This is a genomic window from Gilliamella sp. Fer1-1 (genome assembly GCF_001690825.1).
Taxonomy (GTDB): Bacteria; Pseudomonadota; Gammaproteobacteria; order Enterobacterales; family Orbaceae; genus Gilliamella; species Gilliamella apicola_C.
In genome coordinates, this window is record NZ_LZGX01000104.1 from 20,928 (window position 1) to 46,821 (window position 25,894).

A 25,894-nucleotide genomic window follows, 5' to 3' on the forward strand; every position below is an offset into this window, starting at 1 on the left:
GCAGGAAGTTAACATGCAAGAAAAACCGATCACTATGGCAAATTTAGCGTGGCGCAATATACAGCGACGACCATTTCGCAGTTGCTGTTTGATTATCATTATCATGCTTTTTTCTGCAACACTGTTTGGTGGTAGCGTGCTAATGAAAAACCTTAGCTTGGGTATTACTGGCATGGCGAATCGGTTAGGAGCTGATATTCTTATTGTCCCCCATGGTTATGAAAAAAATTTAGAAGTTGCCTTATTGCGTGGTGAACCGAGTAGTTTTTATTTAAAAGTTGATTTGATCGATAAAATAAAAGCGATCAAAGGCATCGATGCTATTTCACCACAACTATTTATTGCATCGCTAAATGCAGGTTGTTGTTCATCTAAAGTCCAATTAATTGGTTTTGATCAGCATAGTGATTTTGTGATTAAACCTTGGTTGCAATCACAACTCTCAGCACCTCTTACTGACAATCAAGTCGTTGTCGGTTCAAAAATTAGTGCTAATGCAGGCAGTGAAATCATGTTTTTTAATCACCCATTTAAAATCGCTGCAAAAATGGATAGTACCGGTATGGGCTTCGACACGTCAGTCTTTATGACCATGCAAGCAGCGCAATCATTAATGAAAGAAGCTAAGCTAATTGAGGGCGATATTGACCATTTTGCAGATTATGCTTCGTCAATCTTTATCAAAGTTAATTCTGATTATCAGTCTAAAGACATTGTTAATCAAATTATGCCTAAATATGCTATTGACTATAATATTGACTTTATCATGACTAAAGGCATGTTAAGCAATATATCTAAATGGTTAACCAGCTTTTCAACTATTGTTTATAGTCTATCGGCTATTTTTTGGATTCTGGCAATTATTGTGATCTTTGTTATTTTTTCATCTTCACTTAATGAACGGAAACGCGAAATCAGTTTATTACGAATATTAGGCGCTTCACGCCGTGATCTAGTCAAAATGTTGTTACGAGAATCTTTAATAATCAGTGCATTAGGTGGTATTGCCGGCATCATAATCGCAACAGTGTTACTCTATGCATTTAGCTTATTAATTTGTCAATCAATCGGTTTGCCGTGTATGAATATTTCATTATTTGATGCACTATTATATGCAATAATAGTTTTTATTCTTACGTTAATCATTGCCCCGTTATCAAGTACCTATAGTGCATTATCTATGACTAAATTTGATACTTACAGTACGCTTAGAGAGGGCGAATAATGTTACTAAATGTCAAAAATCTACGTAAAGATTATTACCGTGGCCAGCAAACCTTTTCAGCAGTAAATAATGTCAGTTTTTCAATGAAAAAAAATGACTTTATTTGCATTATGGGTAAATCGGGCAGCGGTAAAACAACATTACTTAACATGATTGCAGGATTACTCACACCAACACAAGGCAAGATCACCGTTAATGAAACCAACTTATTTGAACTTAATGATCAACAGGTATCGGCATTTCGCAATCAGCATATTGGTTATATTCCACAAGGTAGTAGTTTACTCCCTAATTTAACTGCGCTAGATAATATCCGCTTGCCTTTCTATTTAACTAAGCGTTCCAATGATAACAGCCTAAGTTACGCACAAAGCCTGCTTAAAAAAGCTAAAATAAGTTATTTACAAGATGCTTATCCCGCCAATATGTCTGGTGGTGAAATGCGGAGAGTTGCTATTTTACGTGCATTAATTTGTCGTCCACAAATCATTATAGCTGACGAACCAACCAGTGATCTTGATGACGAAAGCTCGGCGGATATCATGCAACTATTAACCGAAATTAACCAGCAAGGCACAGCCTTATTAATTGTCACCCATGATAATGATGTAGCTAGTTATAGCCAAACAATTTTGAAAATGTCGGCTGGAAAATTTATTGATTAAATAAGTCGATTAACACAACGCTAAGTCAAAATGGAGGAATTTAACTTGTGTGCTTTACAACAATAGTGGATTACAACCCATTTCAATCATAATTTTATTTAGTTTTAACAGTGGTAACCCGACTAACGAATTAATATCATTACCTTCTAGTTTATCAAATAAGGTAATACCTAACTCATCACATTTAAAACTACCAGCGCATTGTAAAGGCATCTCTTTGCTAATGTAGGCATCAATTTCTGAATCAGTTAAATGTCGAAAGGTCACTTTAAACGGTTCGCAAATGGTGGTTTGTTGTTGAGTTTTGGTATTAATTACTGTCATACCAGTATAAAAATAGAAAGCTTTACTACTGCTTTGTCGAAGCTGTTTGCGGGCATTATCAACCGTATGCGGTTTGCAAACAATATTACCGTCTAACACCCCCACCTGATCTGAACCAATAATTAAACTATTGGGATAGCTAGTAACTAATGATTGTGCTTTCATTTGGGCTAAACGAACGACTAACTGCTCGGCTGATTCGCCTTTAAGTGGCGTCTCGTCACAAATCGGTGGCACACATTCAAAAGGAATAGCTAATTTTTCAAGCACTTTTTTACGTGATTGAGATGTTGATGCTAAGATGATTCTCATTTTAATTTTCTCTTAAAATCCAAGCGGAAGGATGTGCATTAAAACCGATATAAGCATAATAATCAACTGACTGTGGTGCAGCTAGTAGAGTTATTGTTAACATATTGTAATATAAAAAACAGACAAATAAAAATGGATAAAAAATATTCATAATATCTACTAGCAAAATTAGCTAACAATAGAAAAACTCAAGACGACTTAGATAAGTTAATGGTTATTTTTAATAAACTGGCTATCGAAAAGCGCCTTAATTCAGAGATGGACGAATAGTTATGCCATGATAAATATCATAAAAAATTAGGCAGCCATCTGCGATCAGCGTAATGGCTACAACTAAAAGCTATGCTCATTGACGATGATGGTAAGTTGGAGCTACTCATCCCACAATGAGTCAATCGCCCAAAACTGGGAAAAAATACTAATTGATGATTTAATCAATTTTTCCCATACATCGGCTCGCTCATTTTAGTTGATAACTCAAATCTTTTTTAAAATAAGAGAATCTTAGCGAGCCGAAATAAAAACAACATGGCTTATTTTGGGCTTTCAGTGTTGTTGCATATTGATAAAAGGTAACTTTTGTTTATAAAAGTATTATAAACAAACAACAAAACTGCTAATTAATTTAGCTTCTTTATATAATCACCTTGAACTAGAAAAGGATTTATCAACATTTAAACAAATATTGTTATTTTTGATGTAACCACTCAGCGACTTGTTTAGCAAAATAGGTTAAAACACCATCTGCACCAGCGCGTTTAAAACAAAGTAAAGATTCCATAATTGCTAATTTTTCATCTAACCAACCGTTTTGGATTGCTGCTGTTAACATGGCATATTCCCCAGATACTTGATAAGCAAATGTGGGCACAGCGAAAGTTTCTTTCACTCTTCGAACTATATCAAGATAAGGCATGCCTGGTTTAACCATGACCATATCTGCACCCTCACTTAAATCTTGATAAATTTCTTGTAATGCTTCACTACTATTCGCTGGATCGAGTTGGTAAGTTTTTTTATTGCTGCCTTTTATATTTTTAGCAGAACCGACCGCATCGCGAAAAGGTCCATAAAAACTTGATGCATATTTTGCTGAATAAGCCATAATTTGCGTATTAACAAAGCCTTGTTTTTCTAGTTCATCACGTATTGCACCAATGCGTCCATCCATCATATCGCTTGGTGCTATAATGTCAGCACCTGCTTCTGCTTGCATTAACGCTTGTTTAGTAAGCGTTTGAACGGAAATATCATTTTGTACATATCCGTGTTCATCAATAATTCCATCTTGTCCATGTGTAGTATAAGGATCAAGAGCAACATCGGTGAGTATACCTAGCTCTGGGAACTCTTTTTTTAATGCTCGGATAGCTTTTGGTACTAACCCATTTTCATTATACGCTTCTTGCGCTAGTAATGATTTTTTTACCGGATCAATAGCAGGAAATAATGAAAGGACAGGAATCCCTAATTTAACTACTTGTTCCGCTTCTTTTAATAATACATCAATACTCATTCGATTAACGTTTGGCATTGAACTTACCCGTTCAGTTGTATTATTCCCTTCAACAATAAAGACTGGATAAATTAGGTCATTAACTGTTAAGCTATGCTCAGCAAGCATACGACGACTAAAGTCATGAACTCGGTTACGACGTAAGCGACGTTGTGGGTATTGACCTGTAAATGATGGCATGAAAAACTCCTGTTTATTCTTAATGAGATTTGATTTATTATCTGACGCTATATTTTGATTAGCAAATTAATTTGTAGTCTGATAATAATTCTATTTTTTACTTTACAACATATATCGATTAGGAGTAAAATTACGCACTAAATTTTAGTCCCTTGTGATATTAAACAAATTTGAGGTGAGAGGCACATGCCAGTAATTAAAGTACGTGAAAATGAACCTTTCGATGTAGCATTACGTCGTTTCAAACGTTCTTGTGAAAAAGCAGGAGTTTTAGCTGAAGTTCGTAATCGTGAATTTTACGAAAAACCAACCACTATTCGTAAACGAGCAAAAGCTGCAGCTGTTAAACGTCATGCTAAGAAATTAGAAAGAGAAAACGCTCGTCGCACTCGTCTATATTAATAGTTTTAAAATTATTTATACTGAAAATTGGAATTGATATTAAAATCAATTTGTTATCTTCTAATATAAAGAATTCTAACAAGCCGTATTTTTAATACGGCTTGTTGCCTTTCTGTAACAGCAAAATTGGTTAAAATTTATCATGAAAGGTTTTATTCCTCGCGATTTCACCTTAGATCTAATTGCTCGAACCAATATTTTGGATGTCATTAGCAAGCGCGTCAAAATGAAAAAAAAAGGGAATAATTATTTTGGTTGTTGCCCTTTTCATGATGAGAAAACCGCCTCTTTTTCACTTAATGAGAAAAAGCAGATTTATTATTGTTTTGGGTGCGGTGCCTCTGGATCTGTTGTTAATTTTTTAATGCAATATGAACGGTTATCTTTCCCTGAAGCTATTGAAGAATTAGCTAGCATGCAAGGTATTCAGGTACCTTATATTGATACTGATAATAGTCAAATAGATCAATCAAAGCATATCGAATCTAGAAATGTGCGCCGTGACTTGTATGCATTAATGGCTAAAATTACTAATTTTTATCAACAGCAATTGGCCTTGCCAACATCCATAGAAGCCCATAAATATCTTGAACAAAGAGGGCTTAATGCCGAAATTATCGCCAGATATAAAATTGGTTTTGTGCCTAATGAATGGCGATTAACATCACAAAATGTGGTTAAAACAAAAGCTGAAGCTGCACTTTATCAGCAAGCGGGTATGTTAGTAACCAATGATAGCCGTAACCAATATGACCGTTTTCGCGGGCGAATCATGTTTCCTATTCGAGATAGGCAAGGAAATGTTATAGCATTTGGTGGGCGAACTATCATTAATGATCCTGCAAAATATATTAATTCGCCAGAAACTCCTATTTTTCATAAAGGTTTTCAGTTATATGGACTTTATGAAACACTTGAGGTTAATCGTAACCCTCAGCAACTTGTAGTGGTTGAGGGTTATATGGATGTGGTTTCGCTTGCTCAATATGGCATTGATTATGCTGTTGCCGCTTTAGGCACGGCAACATCAGAAGAACATATTAAATTACTGTTTAGAGCTACAGATTCGGTCATATTTTGTTATGATGGTGATAATGCTGGACGAAACGCTGCTTGGCGAGCTTTGAACGTTTTATTACCTTGTTTAATCGATGGAAAGAAAATTACCTTTGCTTTTTTACCTCAAGATGAAGATCCGGATACTTTTGTGCGTAAAGTTGGTAAAGAGGGTTTTGAAAAATATTTAAATGAAGCGCCAAATCTATCAAAATTTTTATTTGATGAGCTTTTAAAGCAAGTTGATTTAAAAACGGCTGAAGGAAAAGCGAAATTAAGTTCGCTAGCTTTACCGTTGCTTGATCAAATTAGAGCAAAAGCTTTCAGATTAAATTTATTACAAAAATTAGGTAATTATTTAGGTTTACTTGATGTTTCTCAACTAGAACAATTGTTAAATGAAAATCGTTCTAAAAAAGATGAAAAAGCCAATGAAAATACACCTAGAACACAAATAAAATTAACTACGATGCGCATTTTAATTGGTTTATTACTTCAATACCCAAATCTTGCTGAGCAAGTTTCTGATCTCAATGCAATTCGTCAAGTTAACATGGCTGGAATTGAGATTTTTATCGAATTGCTTGAATTATGCCAACGTTATCCCAATATAACAACAGCACAAATATTAACAGAATGCATAGACAGGCCGTTTTACAAACAGTTAAGCCGTTTATCAACATGGGAGCACCATTATCAAGATGATGAAATAAGCTCAACTTTTTCACATACTTTAAAAGAGTTGTATGATAATATACTCGCCCAAAGGCAAGATGAACTGATCGCAAAAGAGAGAGTCTCTGGCTTAAGTGCCGCAGAGAAAAAAGAATTGGCGACTTTAATACTTGTTTTATCAAGAAAAGACTAAATATATAGGCTATATGTAGACTCCAACTATTAGTCTACATATATAATATAGATGACCAAATAACTAAAGTGGATACCTTTTATGGAGCAAAATTCTCAATCACAGCTAAAACTCCTGATCATTCGAGGTAAGGAGCTAGGATATTTAACCTATGCTGATGTCAACGATCACTTGCCGGAAGAGATTATTGATTCAGATCAGATTGAAGATATTATCCAAATGATTAATGACATGGGGATTCAAGTGCTTGAAGAAGCCCCAGACTCTGATGAACTATTACTTTCAGATAATGTCCCTGATGAAGAGGCTGTTGAAGCTGCAACTGCCTTAGTATTATCTAATGTTGAATCAGAAATTGGTAGAACAACTGATCCTGTTCGTATGTATATGCGAGAAATGGGCGCGGTTGAACTACTAACACGCGAAGGCGAAATTGATATTGCTAAACGTATTGAAGATGGTATCAATCAAGTTCAAACTTCAGTATCAGAATATCCAGAAGCAATTACTTATCTTTTAGAGCAATATAATTTAATCGAAAGTGGCCAAGTTCGTTTATCTGATTTGATTACAGGCTTTGTTGACCCAAATGCTGAAGAAGTGACAGACGAATTGCCAGAAGATTTAGAAGTTAGTGAATCTGAAATTGAAATTGATGATAGTGACGATGAAAATGAGGATGAAGAAGGAGACTCTTCAACCGATGATGATGTTTCTATTGATCCTGAAGTTGCCAGAGCTAAATTTGCTGAATTAAAAGAGCAACACGATAAAACGTCTGATGCGATCAAAAAATATGGCCGAGCTCATAACAAAGCACAAAAAGAGATCGAAAATCTATCAGAAATATTCAAGCAATTTCGTTTAGTCGCTAAGCAGTTTGATATTCTCGTTAATAATATGCGCAGTATGATGGAGCGAGTCCGAGCACATGAACGCGTGATTATGAAGCTTTGTGTTGAACAATGCAAAATGCCGAAAAAACAGTTTATGACGTATTTTACCGGTAACGAAAATAATATGAGTTGGTATGAAAAAGCGCTCACAGCTAAAGGCGCATTTGCTGTAAGTTTGAAACAGTTTGAAGAACCAATCCAAGTTCAGGTTAACTTATTGCAACAAATTGAAACAGAAACTAGTCTATCTATTGAACAGATTAAAGATATTAATAGACGGATGTCTATTGGTGAAGCTAAAGCCCGTCGCGCCAAGAAAGAGATGGTGGAAGCTAACTTGCGTTTAGTTATTTCCATTGCAAAAAAATATACGAATCGTGGGTTACAATTCTTGGATCTTATCCAAGAAGGTAATATTGGTTTGATGAAAGCGGTCGATAAATTTGAATATCGTCGTGGTTATAAGTTCTCGACTTATGCGACTTGGTGGATAAGGCAAGCCATTACTCGTTCAATTGCTGACCAAGCAAGAACAATTCGTATTCCGGTACATATGATTGAAACAATCAATAAATTAAACCGTATTTCACGCCAAATGTTACAAGAAATTGGTCGTGAACCAACGCCTGAAGAGTTATCCGAACGAATGCAAATGCCAGAAGACAAAATTCGTAAGGTGCTTAAGATTGCTAAAGAGCCAATTTCAATGGAGACACCAGTTGGGGATGATGAAGACTCACATTTAGGTGACTTTATTGAAGATACTGCTCTTGAGCAACCGTTAGATGCAGCGACATCTGAAAGCTTGCGTAGTGCAACACGTGATATTTTATCAGGGCTAACGCCAAGAGAAGCGAAAGTATTACGTATGCGATTTGGTATAGATATGAACACAGACCATACGTTAGAAGAGGTAGGTAAACAATTTGATGTTACACGTGAACGTATTCGTCAAATTGAAGCTAAAGCCTTGCGTAAGTTGCGCCATCCAAGCCGTTCCGATGTGCTTCGTAGTTTCTTAGAATAAAATTATTACCTATAAATATCGCCACAATCGTGGCGATTTTTTTTACTAATTAGACTAAAAGCAAAACTATGAATATCCTACAACGTTTTAAAATCGATCCATTTCTGTTAACGTTAATTTGTGTCGTAATTACAGCTAGTTTTTTACCATGTAAAGGGCAGACTAAAGTTTTTTTTGAAAATCTGACTACCTTTGCTATTGGCTTGCTCTTTTTTATGCACGGTGCCAAGCTTTCTTTCCAAGCGATTGTTATTGGTATAAAAAATTGGCGATTACATTTAGTTATTTTTATGACCACTTTTGTTATCTTTCCTGTTCTAGGAGTAATGATGCAAATATTGGTTCCCACTTTTTTACCGCAAAATCTTTATTTAGGTTTTGTTTATCTTTGTGTACTACCCGCAACTGTTCAATCCGCTATAGCCTTTACCTCCATAGCAAAAGGTAACGTTGCTGCGGCTATTTGTAGCGCCTCAGCGTCAACATTTTTAGGCGTATTTATTACCCCTATTTTGGTTGGCTTATTGATGCATACCCAAGCCTCGAATTCTATGAATATGCTAGATGCTATTATCTCTATCATGCTTAAACTTATGTTGCCATTTATACTGGGTCATTTATCAAGGTATTTCATTAGTAAATGGGTGGATAAATATAAAAGTATTATTTCTAAAATTGATCGCCTCTCAATTTTATTAGTTGTATATGTTGCCTTTAGTGATGCCGTCGCAAATGGCATTTGGTCTCAAATTAGCTTTTTATCACTTTTAGAAATTATTTTTTATTCTATTATGTTATTAACTATTGTCTTGTTAATAACAACCTATGTTTCAAGATTACTTGGCTTTAGTAAAGAAGACGAAATTACTATTGTATTTTGTGGCTCGAAAAAAAGCTTAGCAAGCGGCATTCCAATGGCTAGTATTATTTTCCCAATGTCTATAACAGGGATAATCATTTTACCATTAATGATTTTTCATCAAGTTCAATTAATGGTTTGTGCTATTTTAGCTGAGCGTTATGCAAAACGAAAAATTTAAAATTTGTTTTGCTCATTGCCCTATTCTCAAGGATAATAGGGCCGATATTAACAACAGAAAGATATATTATGTTACCTCTATTTGCTGAATTAGAATTTTCGACCATTCTATTTTTATTTTTGGCGCTGTTTTTTGTCCTTTTTTATGAAGCAATTAATGGATTTCATGACACAGCTAATGCCGTTGCGACTGTAATCTACACAAGAGCATTAAAAGAACAACTCGCTGTTTTTATGGCGGGCATGTTCAACTTTTTTGGTGTTCTACTTGGTGGGCTAAGTGTTGCTTATGCTATAGTCCATCTATTGCCAACTGATTTATTACTTAATGTAAGTTCTGCTCATGGGCTTGCAATGGTTTTTTCTATTTTATTTGCAGCCATTATTTGGAATCTTGGAACATGGTATGTGGGTATCCCTGCATCAAGCTCACATACCCTAATTGGTTCAATTATTGGCGTGGCAATTGCTAACGCATTTATTATGGATACATCAATAATAAATGCACTTAATATTCCTAAGATGATTCATATCTTTTTATCATTGATTGTCTCCCCTGCTGTTGGCCTTGTGATTGCAGGTCTAATGATATTTTTACTACGAAAATATTGGACTCGTAAAGGACAAAGTAAAAAAAGTAGTAAAAAACGAGAGCGAATATTTATGACGCCAGAGCAACGTGAAAAACTCTATGGCAAGAAGAAACCTCCTTTTTGGATTCGTATTATGCTCATTATCTCGGCTGCTGGCGTAAGTTTTTCTCATGGAGCCAATGACGGCCAAAAAGGTATTGGCTTATTGATGTTAGTGTTGATGGGCATAGCTCCAGCAGGGTTTATTGTTAACATGAGTGCATCTACCTATGATATTACAAATACTCGTAATGCTATTCACAATATTCAAGAGTATTTTGTTACCCATAATGACGATTTAACAACGATAATAGGTAAACAACCACTGTTAGATACGAGTGTTCCAGAAGGCGACTTGAATAAATATCATTGTGATTATTCGCGTTCATATACCACATTAGCGATTGCTAATAATTTATTCAATAAAATTAGTGATTATCAGTCACTTACGGTAGAACAACGTTCACAAACTAGACGTATATTACTCTGTTTATCTGACACGGTTTCGCATGTTGCTAAACAACCTAACGTGACACCAGAAGATAAACAATATTTAAAATCTTTGAATAATGATCTGCTTAAAACTGTCGAATATGCGCCTGTTTGGATTATCGTTGCCGTAGCTTCAGCATTGGCAGTTGGAACAATGATAGGATGGCGCCGTGTAGCTATTACTATTGGTGAAAAAATTGGTAAAAAAGGCATGACTTATGCTCAGGGAGTATCAGCACAAATCACAACAGCTTTATCAATTGGAATTGCAAGCTATACTGGCATGCCAGTATCAACAACCCAAGTTCTTTCTTCCTCAGTTGCTGGAACGATGATTGTTGATGGCGGTGGAGTACAAAGTAAAACAATCAAAAGTATCGCATTAACTTGGATTTTAACACTTCCAATTTCAATTTTGCTATCTGGATCACTTTTTTGGCTTGCTCAAAAATTAATTTAGGAGTAAAAATAGAGAACTGGTTTTCAATTTATTTGGGCTTTAAAAATAGGAAGGAGTAAAATATCATGGCTTATAAACATATATTAGTCGCAGTAGATTTATCACCTGAAAGTGAAGTTCTTGTCGAAAAAGCTGTTTCTATGGCTAGACCATATAATGCTCAAATATCATTGATTCATGTTGGTATTAATTATTCAGATCTTTATACTGGTTTGGTTGATATTAATATGAATGATATGAAAGACCGAATTACTCAAGATGCGCACGTTGCTTTAAATAAATTGGCCGACGATGCGGGTTATCCTATTGCTCATACTCTTTCAGGAAATGGAGAATTTGACCAAGTATTAATTGAAGCAATTCACGAATATGGCGCTGATCTTGTCGTGTGTGGCCATCATCAAGACTTTTGGAGTAAGTTAATGTCTTCTGCTCGTCAACTTATTAATAATACACATATCGATACATTGATTGTTCCATTGAAAGATGAAGAACCCGCAGAAGAACCTGCTACATGAAATATTAAATATCAACCCGCTTAATTAGCGGGTTTTTTTTAGGTATTAAATAAATATTTTGTAAAATCATTTCAAGAAATTATGTGCTTTACTCTATTTTTATTTGTATCTTTTTTGTTTATGCATATCACAGTTTATGGAAATATACGTAAACCGTTGTTTAACCGATAAGGAGGCTTATTATGAATATCGCTTTAGTTACAGGTGCTTCATCCGGATTTGGTCAAGCAATTTGTCGTAAGCTCGTTGCTGACGGCTATAAAGTGATTGGTGTTGCTCGACGTGGAGATAAGTTACAAAAATTAGCAGATGAATTAGGAATAAACTTTACCTTTTTAACTTTGGATGTTACAAAAAAAGATGCAATAGAATCAATATTGTTACAGCTTCCTAAAGCATTTCAACCTATCGATATTTTAATTAACAATGCAGGATTGGCTTTAGGATTAGAACCAGCTTATCAAGCTGATTTCAATGATTGGGAAACAATGATTCAAACTAATATAATGGGATTAATTCATTTAACTCATCAAATTTTACCTAGTATGGTTGAGCGCAACTTTGGTTACATTATTAATATTGGCTCAGTAGCTGGTACCTATGCTTATAAAGGTGGAAATGTATACGGTGCAACAAAAGCATTTGTAAAACAATTTAGCGCTAATTTACGCACTGATCTTTTAGGAAAAAAAATCAGAGTCACCAATATTGAACCAGGGTTATGTGGAGGCACCGAATTTTCTAATGTCAGGTTTCATGGCAATAATGATCAAGCAGCCGCTGTATACAAAGGTATTGATTATATAACACCAGAAGATATTGCAAATACCATTTCTTGGTTAGTTAATACGCCAGCACATTTTAATGTCAATTCACTAGAGATAATGCCAGTTGCTCAAGCTCCAGCAGGATTAGCACTTTACAAAGAAAGTGAGTAATTAAAACGTATTGACTGTGGAGGTAAATTATAAATGCTCGCTCCCTTTAATAATAAAAAATAGATTTGAAGAACAAAATAGACTTGCACTTCTGCTTTAGGGTTGCTATTCTTTTTTCTTGTGGTTTTGATTGAGGTTAATCGTAATGGTATTTACTGAAGTAACTAAAACATTTGCGGCAAGTTTACCAGGCACAGACAGTTATGTAAAACTGCGTAATGCTATGCAAACATTAATTCAAGAAGATACAAAAAACGCAGCGGTCTATTTTTTGATTTTTGGATTTGCACGCACTTATGTCATGCTATATGAAGATCAGGAGATATCACCAAAGTTTGCAGAAGACAATCAAAAGCTAATGTTATCGTATCTTAACATTCTTGATGAAGCGTTAAAAAAGCAAGATACTGAAAGTATCTATCAAGCATTGAATAAAGTTGTTAATGAGTACGAAAATAGCAAAAAGTTTTTTTAAAATTACAGCCTGACATGAAAATGTCAGGCTGTTTTGTTTTTAACGTTTAAAAAATAAATTTAATTAGGAAAATGATGAAAATGATAATGATGATTTCAAACATTATTAGCACCTTAAGCACTATTATTCAATATAGGGCGGGTTAATTTTTCCTTGAAAATATAAAAAACCCGCCAAAATAGGCGGGTTTTTAGTTTTTATAAAAACAGGTTCAAAAACCATAAGAGTAAAGAAAGATAAAATTTTAATATTTTGATTTCTTATTACTACTTTTAAACCACTGATGTTTTTAGGTAAAAGGTATTTTGAATGGTAACAGGCATAAATTAGAACAATAAGTAAAGGTGTGATATGAAAGTTTTAAAATTTGGAGGAACATCTGTCGCTAACGCAGAACGTTTTTTACGCGTTGCAGAGATTATCGAAAATAATGCTAAACAAGAGCAAAACGCAACTGTTTTATCCGCACCAGCTAAAATTACTAATCATTTAGTTGCAATGGTAGAAAAAACGGTTGCTGGGCAGGATATACAAAATAATATCTGTGATGCTGAAAAAATCTTTGCTAATTTACTAGAAGGAATTGCAAAAGCACAACCTAATTTTGCTTATGAACAGATGAAGCGCTTTGCACTTGATGAATTAAACAATGTTAAGCAACTACTTAAGGGGATCGCTTTATTAGGCCAATGCCCAGATAGCATTAATGCATCAATTATCTGCCGTGGCGAAAAACTCTCTATTGCCATTATGGAAGAACTGCTTAAGGCTAAGGGGCATTTAGTTACTGTAATAAACCCAGTAGCAATGCTAATTGCTGAAGGCAACTATTTAGAATCAACCGTCGATATTGCAGAGTCTTCACGCCGACTTAGTGAAATGCATATTCCCCAAAATCATATAATTTTAATGTCTGGTTTTACTGCGGGTAATGATAAAGGTGAGCTCGTTGCTCTCGGGCGTAATGGTTCGGATTACTCTGCATCGGTACTAGCTGCGTGTCTGCGTGCTAATAGTTGTGAAATATGGACTGATGTCGATGGTGTTTATACTTGTGATCCCCGTACTGTGCCTGATGCAAAACTCCTTAAGACTCTATCTTATCAAGAGGCAATGGAGCTTTCTTATTTTGGCGCCAAAGTTCTTCACCCAAGAACTATTTTACCTATTGCTCAATTTCAAATTCCTTGCTTAATTAAAAACACAAATAATCCTGATGCACCAGGTACATTAATCGGTGCCAATGTTGTTGATTCAACAACACCAGTAAAAGGCATTACTAATTTAAATAATATGGCAATGATTAACGTCTCTGGCCCTGGCTTAAAGGGCATGGTGGGTATGTCGGCTCGCGTTTTTTCTGCCATGTCTTATGCCGGCATTTCAGTGGTGCTTATTACCCAATCTTCATCAGAATATAGTATTAGTTTTTGTGTACCACAAACTGAGCTCAGCCGAGCTGAAGAGGCATTAAATGATGAATTTTTCCTAGAGCTAAAAGATGGTTTACTTGAACCTATTGAAGTCATTGAAAAACAAGCAATTATCTCAGTTATCGGTGATGGTATGCGTACATTACGAGGCTTATCAGCTAACTTTTTTACAGCCCTAGCCAGAGCGAATATTAATATTGTCGCCATTGCACAAGGTTCATCTGAGCGCTCAATTTCTGTTGTGGTTGATAATGATGTTGCCATAATGGGCGTAAGAGTTGCTCACCAAATGTTATTTGGTACGGACAAAATGCTTGATGTATTTGTTATTGGTGTTGGTGGCGTTGGTAGCGCACTTATTGATCAAATTAATCGCCAGCAAAAATGGCTGAAAAACAAACAGATCGATCTTCGTGTCTGTGGGCTATTTAATTCTAAACATAATGTCCTTAACCGTGATGGTATTGATCTGACCAATTGGCGAGATCAAATCAGACAAAGTGAACATAGTTACACGTTAGACGGAATTATTGAGTTTGCTAAAAATAATCGATTACTCAACCCCATTCTAGTCGATTGTACATCAAGTAGTGAAGTATCTGATAAATATGCGGACTTTTTAGCAAATGGCTTTCATGTCGTCACGCCAAATAAGAAAGCCAATACCAGTTCAATGGCTTATTATTTGCGTTTACGCCAAGAAGCGGCAAAAAGTAAACGAAAATTCCAGTACGATACTAATGTTGGCGCTGGATTACCTGTTATTGAAAACTTACAAAATCTACTCAATGCAGGGGATGAGCTTATTAAATTTTCAGGTATATTGTCAGGTTCACTTTCTTTCATCTTTGGTAAACTTGATGAAGGCATGTTATTGTCTGAAGCAACTAAATTGGCTAAAGAGAAAGGTTTTACTGAACCTGATCCTCGTGATGATTTATCAGGCACTGACGTGGCGAGAAAACTATTAATTTTAGCTCGAGAAGCAGGATTACAATTAGAGCTTGATCAAATCAATGTAGAATCTGTTCTACCTGTTGAGTATACACAAGGTAGCCTTGATGAGTTTATGAAACAATTGCCACAATTGGATGCCGTGTTTAAAGAAAAATCAGAACAAGCCGCAAAAAAAGGCAAAGTTCTACGCTATGTTGGCAGTATAGAAAACAAGCAATGCCATGTTAAGATTGAAGCCGTTGATAGCGAAGATCCTCTTTATAAAGTCAAAAATGGTGAAAATGCCTTAGCTTTCTATACGCGTTATTACCAACCTATACCACTCGTATTACGAGGCTATGGCGCTGGTAATGATGTTACCGCTGCGGGTGTTTTTGCTGATATTTTACGTACCACATCAGGCAAAATAGGAGGCTAAATGAATCATAAATCTTTAACTGTTTATGCGCCTGCATCAATGGCTAATATTAGTGTTGGCTTTGATATATTAGGTGCAGCAATTAGCCCTATTAGTGGTGTGATGCTTGGCGATTGTATCACTGTTGAACCTGCTAGCAAATTTTTGTTAACTAGCAAAGGCTCATTTGTGAAAAACCTCCCCAATGATCCCAAAAACAATATTGTTTATCAATGCTGGCAGTATTTTTGTCAAGCAATGGGTAAAACATTGCCCGTCAGTATGACTCTTGAAAAAAATATGCCAATAGGTTCAGGATTAGGATCAAGTGCTTGCTCTGTGGTTGGCGCATTTGTTGCCTTAAATGAGTTTTTTGATAAACCATTTAATGAGTTTGAAATGCTTACAATGATGGGGAAGCTTGAAGGACGCATTTCGGGTAGCGTACATTATGATAATGTGGCACCCTGCTATTTAGGTGGAATGCAACTTATCCTTGATGAAATAGGCATAATTAGCGAATCAATACCTCATTTTGAAGATTGGTATTGGGTGATGGCATACCCCGGTATTAAGGTTTCAACCGCTGAAGCACGAGCAATATTACCGGCTCAATATCAAAAAGCGGATTGCGTAGCACACGGTCGCTATGTGGGTGGTTTTTTGCATGCTTGTTATACCAAACAACCTAAATTGGCTTCGGCAATGCTTGTTGATAATATTGCTGAACCTTACCGCAAACAATTATTACCTAGCTTTGATGAAATACAAAAACGGGTCAAACAGCTCGGAGCTCTAGCATCGGGAATTTCTGGCTCAGGTCCAACAATGTTTGTCATTGCAGATCAACTTGAAACGGCACAACAAATTGAATTACTGCTTAAACATTGTTATTTACAAAATGATGAAGGCTTTACCCATATTTGTAAAATAGATCCCCTAGGCGCAAGAATTATTTAAGTTTATTTATTATAAAAACAGGACTAAATCTAAAAAATACGTTAACTTTTTACTGTTCAAGCTGATAGCAGTAAAAGTGAAAGATTAAAGATTAAAGATAACCGGAACATAATTATGAAATTATATAACTTAAAAGATCATTCAGAACAAGTTAGTTTTTCTCAAGCGGTACAACAAGGATTAGGAAAAGGCCAAGGCCTATTCTTTCCCCAAGAACTCCCTAAATTTTCCATAAACGAAATTGAATCATTATTAAATCTTGATTTTGTTACTCGTAGCGCCAAAATATTATCTGCTTTTATTGGTGATGAAATTAGCAGTGATGATATGTACAGACTAGTTAAAAATGCTTTTCAATTTCCTGCCCCCATAACATCCGTTGAAGCAGATATTGGCTCATTAGAGCTTTATCATGGTCCCACACTAGCATTTAAAGATTTTGGTGGGCGATTTATGGCACAAGCATTAGTTCAAGTAGCAGCAGATAAAAAAATCACTATTTTAACTGCGACATCTGGCGATACAGGCGCAGCTGTCGCCCATGCATTTTATCATTTGCCGAATATTCGGGCCGTTATTTTATACCCTGAAGGAAAAATCAGCCCATTACAAGAAAAACTCTTTTGTACACTTGGTGATAATATTCATACCATTGCCATCAAAAGTGATTTTGATGCCTGCCAAGCATTAGTGAAAAAGGCATTTGATGATGAAGAATTAAAAACTAAAATTGGTTTGAACTCTGCTAATTCGATCAATATCAGCCGATTACTCGCTCAAATATGTTACTATTTTGAAGCTTACGCTCAATTAACACCCAAACAACGTGAGCAATTAGTTATTTCGGTTCCAAGTGGCAACTTTGGTGATTTAACCGCAGGGCTACTTGCAAAAACCATGGGCTTACCAATTAAGCGTTTTATTGCAGCAACTAATGCGAATGATACAGTACCTCGATATTTAGAAACGGGTAAATGGGAACCACATGCAACAATTGCAACGCTATCTAATGCAATGGATGTTAGTCAACCCAATAACTGGCCTAGAATTGAAGAAATTTATCAGCGTGAAGGTTGGGATCTTAAATCACTGGCTCATGCGGCGGTTTCTGATGAAGTTGCTAAACAAACCGTTTGTGAACTCGATCAAAAAGGCTATTTGTCCGAACCTCATGGCGCAATTGCTTATCGTGCTTTACGTGATCAGTTACAAAAGGGTGAATATGGCTTATTTTTAGGTACTGCGCACCCCGCTAAATTTAAAGAAGTCGTTGAAAATATTCTTGGCAAGCAAATTGCACTTCCTAACGCATTAGCTGAACGAGCAGATATGACACTACTTTCCCATTATATGCCGAATGATTTTACCAAATTACGTAATTTTTTAATGAAACTAGAATGGTAAATTTTGTACTGCCGCCAAAAAATCGGCGGCATTTAATTCATTGAGTGATAATGCTCTTAATTGTCTTACTTTATCGCTTAGCTAATCTTACTCATTAAATAGCTTCCTTATTCTTAACGCTAAAATATGCGTCTCATCAAGAATAGAAAATACTAATCAATCTTGTTTAAATCAAAATTTTGAGCTATTGTAATCTAAATTGTGTCATTATAAGGATATTATTATGTTTTGTCCGTTTTGTAATGCAAATGATACTAAGGTGATTGATTCTCGACTTGTTAGTGAAGGCTTTCAAGTACGTCGAAGACGACAATGTGTTGAATGTAATGAGCGTTTTACCACATTTGAAATTGCTGAATTAATTATGCCTAATGTCATTAAAAGTAATAAAGTTCGTGAGCCATTTAATGAAGATAAATTACGCAATGGTATAAAACGAGCTTTAGAAAAACGCCCTGTTAGCTTTGACTCGATTGAAGATGCTATTACACGTATAAAATCAAAAATTAGATCAACAGGCGAACGTGAAATACCAGCGAAATTAATTGGTCGTTACGTTATTGAAGAACTCAAAAAGCTTGATAAAATAGCTTATATCCGTTTTGCATCGGTCTATTTTAGTTTTGATGATATCGAACAATTTAGTAATGAAATTGCCAAATTACAACAGAAATAACACCCTAAATGATAATAAACGATAACGATTATTTTTATATGCAGCAAGCTATTGAGCTCGCTAAGTTGGGTCGTTTTACCACGTCACCTAATCCTAATGTCGGTTGCCTGATCGTAAAAAATAATCAGATTGTTGGCACGGGTTATCATCAAAAAGCAGGTTTACCACATGCCGAAGTTTACGCACTTAACATGGCTGGAAAAGCCGCACAAGGTGCAACCGCTTACGTGACATTGGAACCTTGCAGTCATTTTGGGCGAACTCCTCCTTGTGCTGATGCCTTAATTAGATCGCAAATTAAACGTGTTGTGATTGCTATGCAAGATCCCAACCCTAATGTTTCAGGTAATGGAATTAAACGATTACGTGATGCGGGAATTGAGGTTATTGTTGGAGTATTAGCCGCTCAAGCTGAATCGCTTAATAAAGGTTTTTTAAAGCGAATGCGAACTGGATTGCCATATGTACAACTTAAACTAGCTGCCTCGCTAGACGGTAAAATCGCTATGGCATCAGGTGAAAGCAAATGGATAACATCAAGTATTGCAAGGCAAGATGTACAAAGATACAGAGCGCAAGCAAGTTGTATATTGAGCACTCGCATGACGGTGCAAACGGATAATGCGAGCTTAACAGTCAGGCATGCACAATTGCCTGATGACATAAAACAAATTTATCCTCCTGAAAATATTCGACAACCCATACGAGTCATTATCGATAGTCAGAATCAACTAACAGGCGAAGAAAATATTTTTAAGCAACTGGGCGAAATATGGGTAGTGCGCAAACAAGATATTGCGATCAATAAACCCAACACTCAATTAATTATTGAATCTTCTCCCCAAAATCATATTGATTTAGTTCATTTACTAACACTTTTTGGAAAAAAAGGCATAAATTCCGTCTGGGTTGAAGCTGGTGCACACTTAGCTGGCGCACTAATAGAGCAAGACTTAGTTGATGAACTGATTATCTATTATGCGCCAAAATTACTTGGGCATAATTCGAAAGATATGTGTATATTGCCTAATTTACAAAAATTATCCATGGCACCCAACTTTCAGTTCGAATCGACTACGATGGTAGGTGAAGATCTGCGGGTTGTTTTAAAAAGAAGATGATTATATGGTTGATAAGACGCTTATTAAGACTATAGCAAATAGCTAAAATAGCCTTTAATAGCCTTTAATAGCCAGTTAGTGCAAAGCAAATATTCGTTACAAAAAAGTTAGTATTCACATACGCCCAATATTTAAATATATCGGGCAGTGCATCATAAAATAGCCTTGTCGCAAAAGAAGTAATGTTATTATTTGCTATTATTTTTCAATAATAAAAACTTCAATAAAATCAATGGTTTTTCTGAATGATTTTTATACGTACTAGGTTTGTGTATTCTTTTATATTTCAAATGAAAAATAGGATGCACAATGCGTAAAAATCAGCTTAAAATTACTATTCTCCGCTCATAATTATATAGTTTGGTGACAATGTTAACATTCACCTTTAACAAAAATATAAAAACTAGATTAGCTAAATTAACAGCAACAACTAAAATCCGTCTTAATCCAGCTCCGATTTCTTCCGCCGTACTATTAATTGGTAAAACAACATTGTCATCATCTGTGAAACCGCCCCTTGCCTATCCCTCAAATTTTTCATGATAACTGGGATATATTGTTAAGACATCATATCTAATCTCGATATCCGAACTCAGCATGTTTTTAACTAAAATTCATTTCGTTTTATAACCATATTTACTTATTAAATTCGCAACCCAAGTGTTATAACTTTTTGTATGTAACTGTCCCCTAAATGTAACTATCCCCCTAAAATAGTACAACTAAAAATAGAAAATTCTCTATGATAAAAGTAAAAAAAGATTTAATTATGAAAAAATGACTAAACATCAAATCGTATCTATTTGAAAAGAAGCTGAGGCATGCGTTCCCATTAAAGCACTATCCCGCAAATAGGGTGTGGACAATTTAACTTTTTATCAATGGTGGGAAAAATAGAGCGTATAGAAACTTGAAACATTAAACGTTTAAAAGAACTAGAGGCTGAAAATCGTAACCTTAAACATATTATTAGCGAACTATGAAAATTAAAAGAGTGCACTTGACAAAAGAAGCCATTTAAGACAATAACATGATAAAAACCTCGTTAATTTACTATGGTAAAGGCGAAGAGCAAAATATACCCCGTACGCAGTTATGACGTAAATACACATTAAAAAATTAGGAAAAACAATCACCTTGCACAACAATAGCTCCAACTGTTGTAATACTTTTTACTTTACCTCTAACTCAATTTGTAACATGATTACTGGATATTGAGATCGATTTTGATCTTCGTTTTTTGGGGAATTTATTGACTATTTTTTAACTTGTTAGCACAATGTTTTACTATATAATTAAATAGGTTAACAATATCAGAATTTATTAAAAATAGTAATAAATGGAATAAAAATGAAAAAAATCCTTCACACTGCATTTTTATTATGCTTTGTATCGTTTTCAAGTGATGCCGATAACACTAAAAACCTTGCTACAACATCTTATAATAGCGAAAACCAACCTACTCAACCGATTTGTCAACTTAAGTTTGATAAAGAAAACATTAAACTCTGCACTGAGCTGACTGAAAAAGGTGATGCCATGGCCCAAAATACCTTAGGTGAAATCTTTTATACTATTAAACCTTGGTACGAAGCAGGGGATCACACTAAAGCACGACTATTATTTGAAAAAGCGGCTGCTCAGGGACTGGCTAAAGCACAATATAACTTAGGCTCAATGTATCGTGATGAGTTAAACAACTTTCCGCTTGCTTTAAGTTGGTTTGAAAAAGCCGCTGCACAAGGTAATGTTGATGCTCAAAATAGTATTGGTTATATTTACGAAAATGCATCGGGAGGTACCCCTCCTCGGCTATATACTTTTAATCAAAGCGGTAAAAATACAGACAAAAAAATCCCCAATATTAAAGCAAAGTTTGCAAAGTTTGATAATAACTTGCCTGTTGATTATTACCGACGTAGCATTTATCCATTGAGTGAATATGGTCAAGGACTAGAGCCTAATTTACAAAAAGCCATTGAATGGTACCAAAAAGCCGCCGACCAAGGGCATGCCCTAGCGCAAACTAATTTGGCCTATTTTTATCTGTTTGGTATCGGGGTCAATAAAGATGAAAGTCACGCCTTTAAACTCTATGAGCAAGCAGCAAACCAACAGTTTGTCCCAGCAATAAAAACGTTAGCGTTTATGTATATGCAAGGTTTAGGCACCAAAGCGGATGAATATAAAGCCTTTACTTTACTTGAGCAAGCCTACCAACTACAACCTGATGAAACCTTATGGGATTTTTTTTATAACGTAATGTATCGACATTATGGGTTAAAAACCACATTACAGCATAAAGATCAAAAAACTATTAGAATTAGCTATTACATTCTTGGAGAAGGTAGTGATGAAGATTTGATCTATGGATCCTTATATGGACTTAAAAGCTTCTACAATCTAGACATGCTGAATAGTTCACATCTGTTTATTTTAACGAAAAACCGAAGAAATACCTTAGATGTTTGGTTAGGCAAAGATACAGGCGATCTATTGAAATTAAAAGAACGTTACTTTATAAAAAAATCCATCCAAGGTTATTATAATACAATGACTTTACTAAGTTATTTTTATAAAGGAGAAGGCGGTGATATCCAAAAAGCGCTGTTATGGCGCAAATATGCATTAAAAATGGGACAAGTCAATAAACCAGAATTTTGGCCTGATTACCCACCTATTGAAGATAATGTAACGCAATAAATAACGGGCACCGCCCGTTTTTTTATTGTTGAGTCTGAAAAACAACAAAATCATCCATTTTAATACTTTTTACTCTATCTCCAATTCAATTTGTAACATAATGGCAAGGTGTTGCGATTGATCTTGATCGCTTTGATCTTCGATTTTTTAAGGTATTTATTGTTTGTTTTTTAATTTGTTACCACCGATTTTTGCTATACAATTAGCGTGGTTAACCATATTAAAATTCATCAAAAATCGTTATAAATGGAATGAAAATGAAAAAAATCCCTTATGCGGTATTGGGGTTTGGTGTTGCCTTATTTGTGATGTCGGCTTTTGCCAAGGGCAATCATCATACCAATTCGCCCCAAACTCGCTTGATGCCTAGCGCCTCGGAGCAACCCACTTGCCAACTTTCACGTGATGAAGCAAACATGAAACTGTGTACTGAACTGGCTGAAAGTGGTGATGCCATTGCCCAAAACACCTTGGGCGAAATTTTTTACGGCGATAATTTGCTTTACCAAAAAGGGGATCACACTAAAGCGCGGCTATTATTTGAAAAAGCGGCCGCTCAGGGACTGGCTAAAGCACAATATAACTTAGGCTCAATGTACCGTGATGAGTTAAACAACTTTCCGATTGCTTTAAGTTGGTTTGAAAAAGCCGCCGCTCAAGGCAATGCCGATGCCCAAAATAGTATTGGTTATATTTACGAAAACGCATCAGGCGGTAAAGCACCTCGATTGTATATTTTTGACGAAAATGGCAACAATATCGACCCTGAACTACCTAAAATCGAAGCACAATTTGCCCGATTCGACAAAATGAGCTTACCCATTGAATATTATCCCCGTGGAGTTTACCCTTTGAGTGAATATGGCCAAGGGGTCGAGCCTGATTTACAAAAAGCCATTGAATGGTACCAAAAAGCCGCCAACCAAGGGCATGCCCTAGCGCAAACCAATTTGGCTTATTTTTATCTGTTTGGTATTGGGGTTGATAAAAATGAAAATCATGCCTTTACACTTTATGAACAAGCCGCTAAGCAACAGTTTGTCCCTGCAATAAGGACATTAGCGTTTATGTATATGCAAGGCTTAGGTACCAAAGTCGATGAATATAAAGCCTTTACCTTACTTGAGCAAGCTTATCAATTGCACCCTGATGATAACTTATGGCAATTGATTGATGTAATAATGTCTAATCGATATGACTTTAATACTCAATTGAAGCGCCAAAAAACCAAATATCGCTCTCAATATAGTGCTCGTGAAAAGGTATGCGATGAAGATTGGATCTATGATCGCTTTCATTTTCTTAATGGGTTTTATAACCTAAATATGCAGGAAGGGTGGGAAATACACATTTATGCAAAATGGCCAAGAAACACCTTTGATGTATTACTGGGCAATACAGTTGGCGAACTGTCAAAGCTAAAAGAGCGTTATTTAACCAAAGAAGCCATTCAAGGTAATCACATTATAATAACGTCGTTAAGTTACTATTATAAACGCGAAGAGCAAGATATTCCCCGTGCGCAATTATGGCGTAAATACGCGTTAAAAATGGGAGCGTCCAATCACCCTAGCGAATGGTCAGGATACCCACCGATAGAAGAAGATGAACTAAGAATGCATTAAAAGCGGATCATATCCGCTTTTAATTGTTTTTGTAATATGATTGCAAGGTGTTTTGATTGTTCTTGCTTGCTTTGAACTTCGGTTTTTTTAAGGTATTTATTGTTTGTTTTTTAATTTGTTACCACCGATTTTTGCTATACAATTAGCGTGGTTAACCATATTAAAATTCATCAAAAATCGTTATAAATGGAATGAAAATGAAAAAAATCCCTTATGCGGTATTGGGGTTTGGTGTTGCCTTATTTGCGATGTCGGCTTTTGCCAAGGGCAATCATCATACCAATGCGCCCCAAACTCGCTTAATGTCTAGCGCCTCGGAGCAACCCACTTGCCAACTTTCACGTGATGAAGCAAACATGAAACTGTGCACTGAACTGGCTGAAAGTGGTGATGCCATTGCCCAAAACACCTTGGGCGAAATTTTTTACGGCGATAATTTGCTTTACCAAAAAGGGGATCACACTAAAGCTCGACTATTATTTGAAAAAGCGGCCGCTCAGGGACTGGCTAAAGCACAATATAACTTAGGCTCAATGTACCGTGATGAGTTAAACAACTTTCCAGTTGCTTTAAGTTGGTTTGAAAAAGCCGCCGCTCAAGGCAATGTCGATGCTCAAAATAGTATTGGTTATATTTACGAAAACGCATCAGGCGGTAAAGCGCCTCGATTGTATATTTTTGACGAAAATGGCAACAATATCGATCCTGAGCTACCTAAAATCGAAGCACAATTTGCCCGATTCGACAAAATGAGCTTACCCATTGAATATTATCCCCGTGGAGTTTACCCTTTGAGTGAATATGGCCAAGGGGTCGAGCCTGATTTACAAAAAGCCATTGAATGGTACCAAAAAGCCGCCAACCAAGGGCATGCTTTAGCGCAAACCAATTTGGCTTATTTTTATCTATTTGGTATTGGGGTTGATAAAAATGAAAATCATGCCTTTACGCTTTATGAACAAGCCGCTAAGCAACAGTTTGTCCCAGCAATAAGGACATTAGCGTTTATGTATATGCAAGGCTTAGGTACCAAAGTCGATGAATATAAAGCCTTTACCTTACTTGAGCAAGCTTATCAATTGCAACCTGATGATAACTTATGGCAATTGATTGATGTAATAATGTCTAATCGATATGACTTTAACACCGAATTAAAACATCAAGAAAGAAAATATCGTTCCAAAATTAGTGATAAAAAACACGCCAGTGATGAAGATTTGATTTGCAATAAATTTTTTTATCTAAAAGATTTTTACAATTTAAATATGATCTATGGTTCACGAATTATCTCTTTTACGCTTTGGCCAAGAGACACCTTTGATATATTACTGGGCAATACAGTTGGCGAACAATCAACATTAAAAGAGCGCATATTGACCAAAGAAGCCATTCAAGGCAATCACATTATCATAACGTCGTTAAGTCACTATTATAAACGCGAAGAGCAAGATATTCCCCGTGCGCAATTATGGCGTAAATACGCGTTAAAAATGGGAGCGTCCAATCACCCTAGCGAATGGTCAGGATACCCACCGATAGAAGAAGATGAACTAAGAATGCATTAAAAGCGGATCATATCCGCTTTTAATTGTT

The 25,894-nt window shown here is 35.7% G+C and carries 20 protein-coding genes; 18 read left to right on the forward strand and 2 right to left on the reverse strand.

All coding sequences use genetic code 11. The annotated features are described in order from the left end of the window. Positions 1-13: 13 nt before the first annotated feature. Together A9G28_RS11255 and A9G28_RS11260 are read left to right on the forward strand one after the other, a co-directional pair. Positions 14-1,225, forward strand: a complete 1,212-nt coding sequence (locus tag A9G28_RS11255; protein WP_065567862.1) for an ABC transporter permease — start codon at positions 14-16, stop codon at positions 1,223-1,225. After that, positions 1,225-1,890: an ABC transporter ATP-binding protein gene (locus A9G28_RS11260; protein ID WP_065580723.1), complete on the forward strand. Its 666-nt coding sequence runs from the start codon at positions 1,225-1,227 to the stop codon at positions 1,888-1,890. Before A9G28_RS11255 ends, A9G28_RS11260 begins: the two co-directional genes overlap by 1 nt. Positions 1,891-1,944: 54 nt before the next feature. Here the strand turns inward: A9G28_RS11260 and A9G28_RS11265 are convergent, their stop codons facing one another. Both A9G28_RS11265 and hemB read right to left on the reverse strand, forming a co-directional pair. Then, positions 1,945-2,526, reverse strand: coding sequence for a Maf family protein (locus A9G28_RS11265; RefSeq protein ID WP_065567860.1), 582 nt, complete (start codon positions 2,524-2,526; stop codon positions 1,945-1,947). A gap of 688 nt (positions 2,527-3,214) precedes the next feature. Continuing rightward, positions 3,215-4,222, reverse strand: coding sequence for a porphobilinogen synthase (gene hemB / locus A9G28_RS11270; RefSeq protein ID WP_065580724.1), 1,008 nt, complete (start codon positions 4,220-4,222; stop codon positions 3,215-3,217). Between the two features lie 186 nt (positions 4,223-4,408). Here hemB and rpsU point away from each other — a divergent pair, with 186 nt between their 5' ends. From rpsU to A9G28_RS11350, 16 genes are all read left to right on the forward strand, one after another. Further along, positions 4,409-4,624 carry a 30S ribosomal protein S21 gene (gene rpsU / locus A9G28_RS11275; RefSeq protein WP_034882800.1) on the forward strand — a complete coding sequence of 72 codons (216 nt, stop codon included), beginning with the start codon at positions 4,409-4,411 and terminating at the stop codon, positions 4,622-4,624. Between the two features lie 142 nt (positions 4,625-4,766). Next, positions 4,767-6,548, forward strand: a complete 1,782-nt coding sequence (dnaG, locus tag A9G28_RS11280) for a DNA primase (protein WP_065567857.1) — start codon at positions 4,767-4,769, stop codon at positions 6,546-6,548. 81 nt (positions 6,549-6,629) lie between these two features. Further along, positions 6,630-8,471 (forward strand): RNA polymerase sigma factor RpoD, encoded by a 1,842-nt coding sequence (rpoD, locus tag A9G28_RS11285; protein ID WP_065567856.1) that lies wholly within the window; start codon positions 6,630-6,632, stop codon positions 8,469-8,471. Positions 8,472-8,539: 68 nt separating this feature from the next. Next, on the forward strand, positions 8,540-9,511 hold the full coding sequence (locus A9G28_RS11290) for a bile acid:sodium symporter family protein (RefSeq protein ID WP_065567855.1): 972 nt from the start codon (positions 8,540-8,542) through the stop codon (positions 9,509-9,511). Between the two features lie 68 nt (positions 9,512-9,579). Further along, positions 9,580-11,094 carry an inorganic phosphate transporter PitA gene (gene pitA / locus A9G28_RS11295; RefSeq protein ID WP_065567854.1) on the forward strand — a complete coding sequence of 505 codons (1,515 nt, stop codon included), beginning with the start codon at positions 9,580-9,582 and terminating at the stop codon, positions 11,092-11,094. A 65-nt stretch (positions 11,095-11,159) separates the two neighbouring features. Further along, positions 11,160-11,612, forward strand: a complete 453-nt coding sequence (uspA, locus tag A9G28_RS11300; protein ID WP_065567853.1) for a universal stress protein UspA — start codon at positions 11,160-11,162, stop codon at positions 11,610-11,612. Between the two features lie 182 nt (positions 11,613-11,794). Then, positions 11,795-12,550 (forward strand): SDR family NAD(P)-dependent oxidoreductase, encoded by a 756-nt coding sequence (locus tag A9G28_RS11305; protein WP_065567852.1) that lies wholly within the window; start codon positions 11,795-11,797, stop codon positions 12,548-12,550. A gap of 145 nt (positions 12,551-12,695) precedes the next feature. After that, entirely contained in the window at positions 12,696-13,025 is a 330-nt protein-coding gene (locus A9G28_RS11310) for a hypothetical protein (protein WP_065567851.1), read from the forward strand. A gap of 351 nt (positions 13,026-13,376) precedes the next feature. Further along, entirely contained in the window at positions 13,377-15,833 is a 2,457-nt protein-coding gene (gene thrA / locus A9G28_RS11315; protein ID WP_065580725.1) for a bifunctional aspartate kinase/homoserine dehydrogenase I, read from the forward strand. Continuing rightward, on the forward strand, positions 15,834-16,772 hold the full coding sequence (gene thrB / locus A9G28_RS11320) for a homoserine kinase (RefSeq protein ID WP_065567849.1): 939 nt from the start codon (positions 15,834-15,836) through the stop codon (positions 16,770-16,772). A gap of 114 nt (positions 16,773-16,886) precedes the next feature. Then, the gene (thrC, locus tag A9G28_RS11325) at positions 16,887-18,176 is read left to right on the forward strand and encodes a threonine synthase (RefSeq protein ID WP_065580726.1); all 1,290 of its coding nucleotides are present in this window, start codon (positions 16,887-16,889) and stop codon (positions 18,174-18,176) included. A gap of 223 nt (positions 18,177-18,399) precedes the next feature. After that, entirely contained in the window at positions 18,400-18,852 is a 453-nt protein-coding gene (gene nrdR, locus A9G28_RS11330; protein WP_065567847.1) for a transcriptional regulator NrdR, read from the forward strand. Between the two features lie 8 nt (positions 18,853-18,860). Further along, positions 18,861-19,973 carry a bifunctional diaminohydroxyphosphoribosylaminopyrimidine deaminase/5-amino-6-(5-phosphoribosylamino)uracil reductase RibD gene (ribD, locus tag A9G28_RS11335; RefSeq protein ID WP_065580727.1) on the forward strand — a complete coding sequence of 371 codons (1,113 nt, stop codon included), beginning with the start codon at positions 18,861-18,863 and terminating at the stop codon, positions 19,971-19,973. A 1,350-nt stretch (positions 19,974-21,323) separates the two neighbouring features. Then, positions 21,324-22,676 carry a tetratricopeptide repeat protein gene (locus A9G28_RS11340; RefSeq protein ID WP_065567845.1) on the forward strand — a complete coding sequence of 451 codons (1,353 nt, stop codon included), beginning with the start codon at positions 21,324-21,326 and terminating at the stop codon, positions 22,674-22,676. Between the two features lie 257 nt (positions 22,677-22,933). Beyond that, positions 22,934-24,301, forward strand: coding sequence for a tetratricopeptide repeat protein (locus A9G28_RS11345; RefSeq protein WP_065580728.1), 1,368 nt, complete (start codon positions 22,934-22,936; stop codon positions 24,299-24,301). A gap of 197 nt (positions 24,302-24,498) precedes the next feature. Continuing rightward, positions 24,499-25,866, forward strand: a complete 1,368-nt coding sequence (locus A9G28_RS11350) for a tetratricopeptide repeat protein (RefSeq protein ID WP_065580729.1) — start codon at positions 24,499-24,501, stop codon at positions 25,864-25,866. Positions 25,867-25,894 lie beyond the last annotated feature (28 nt).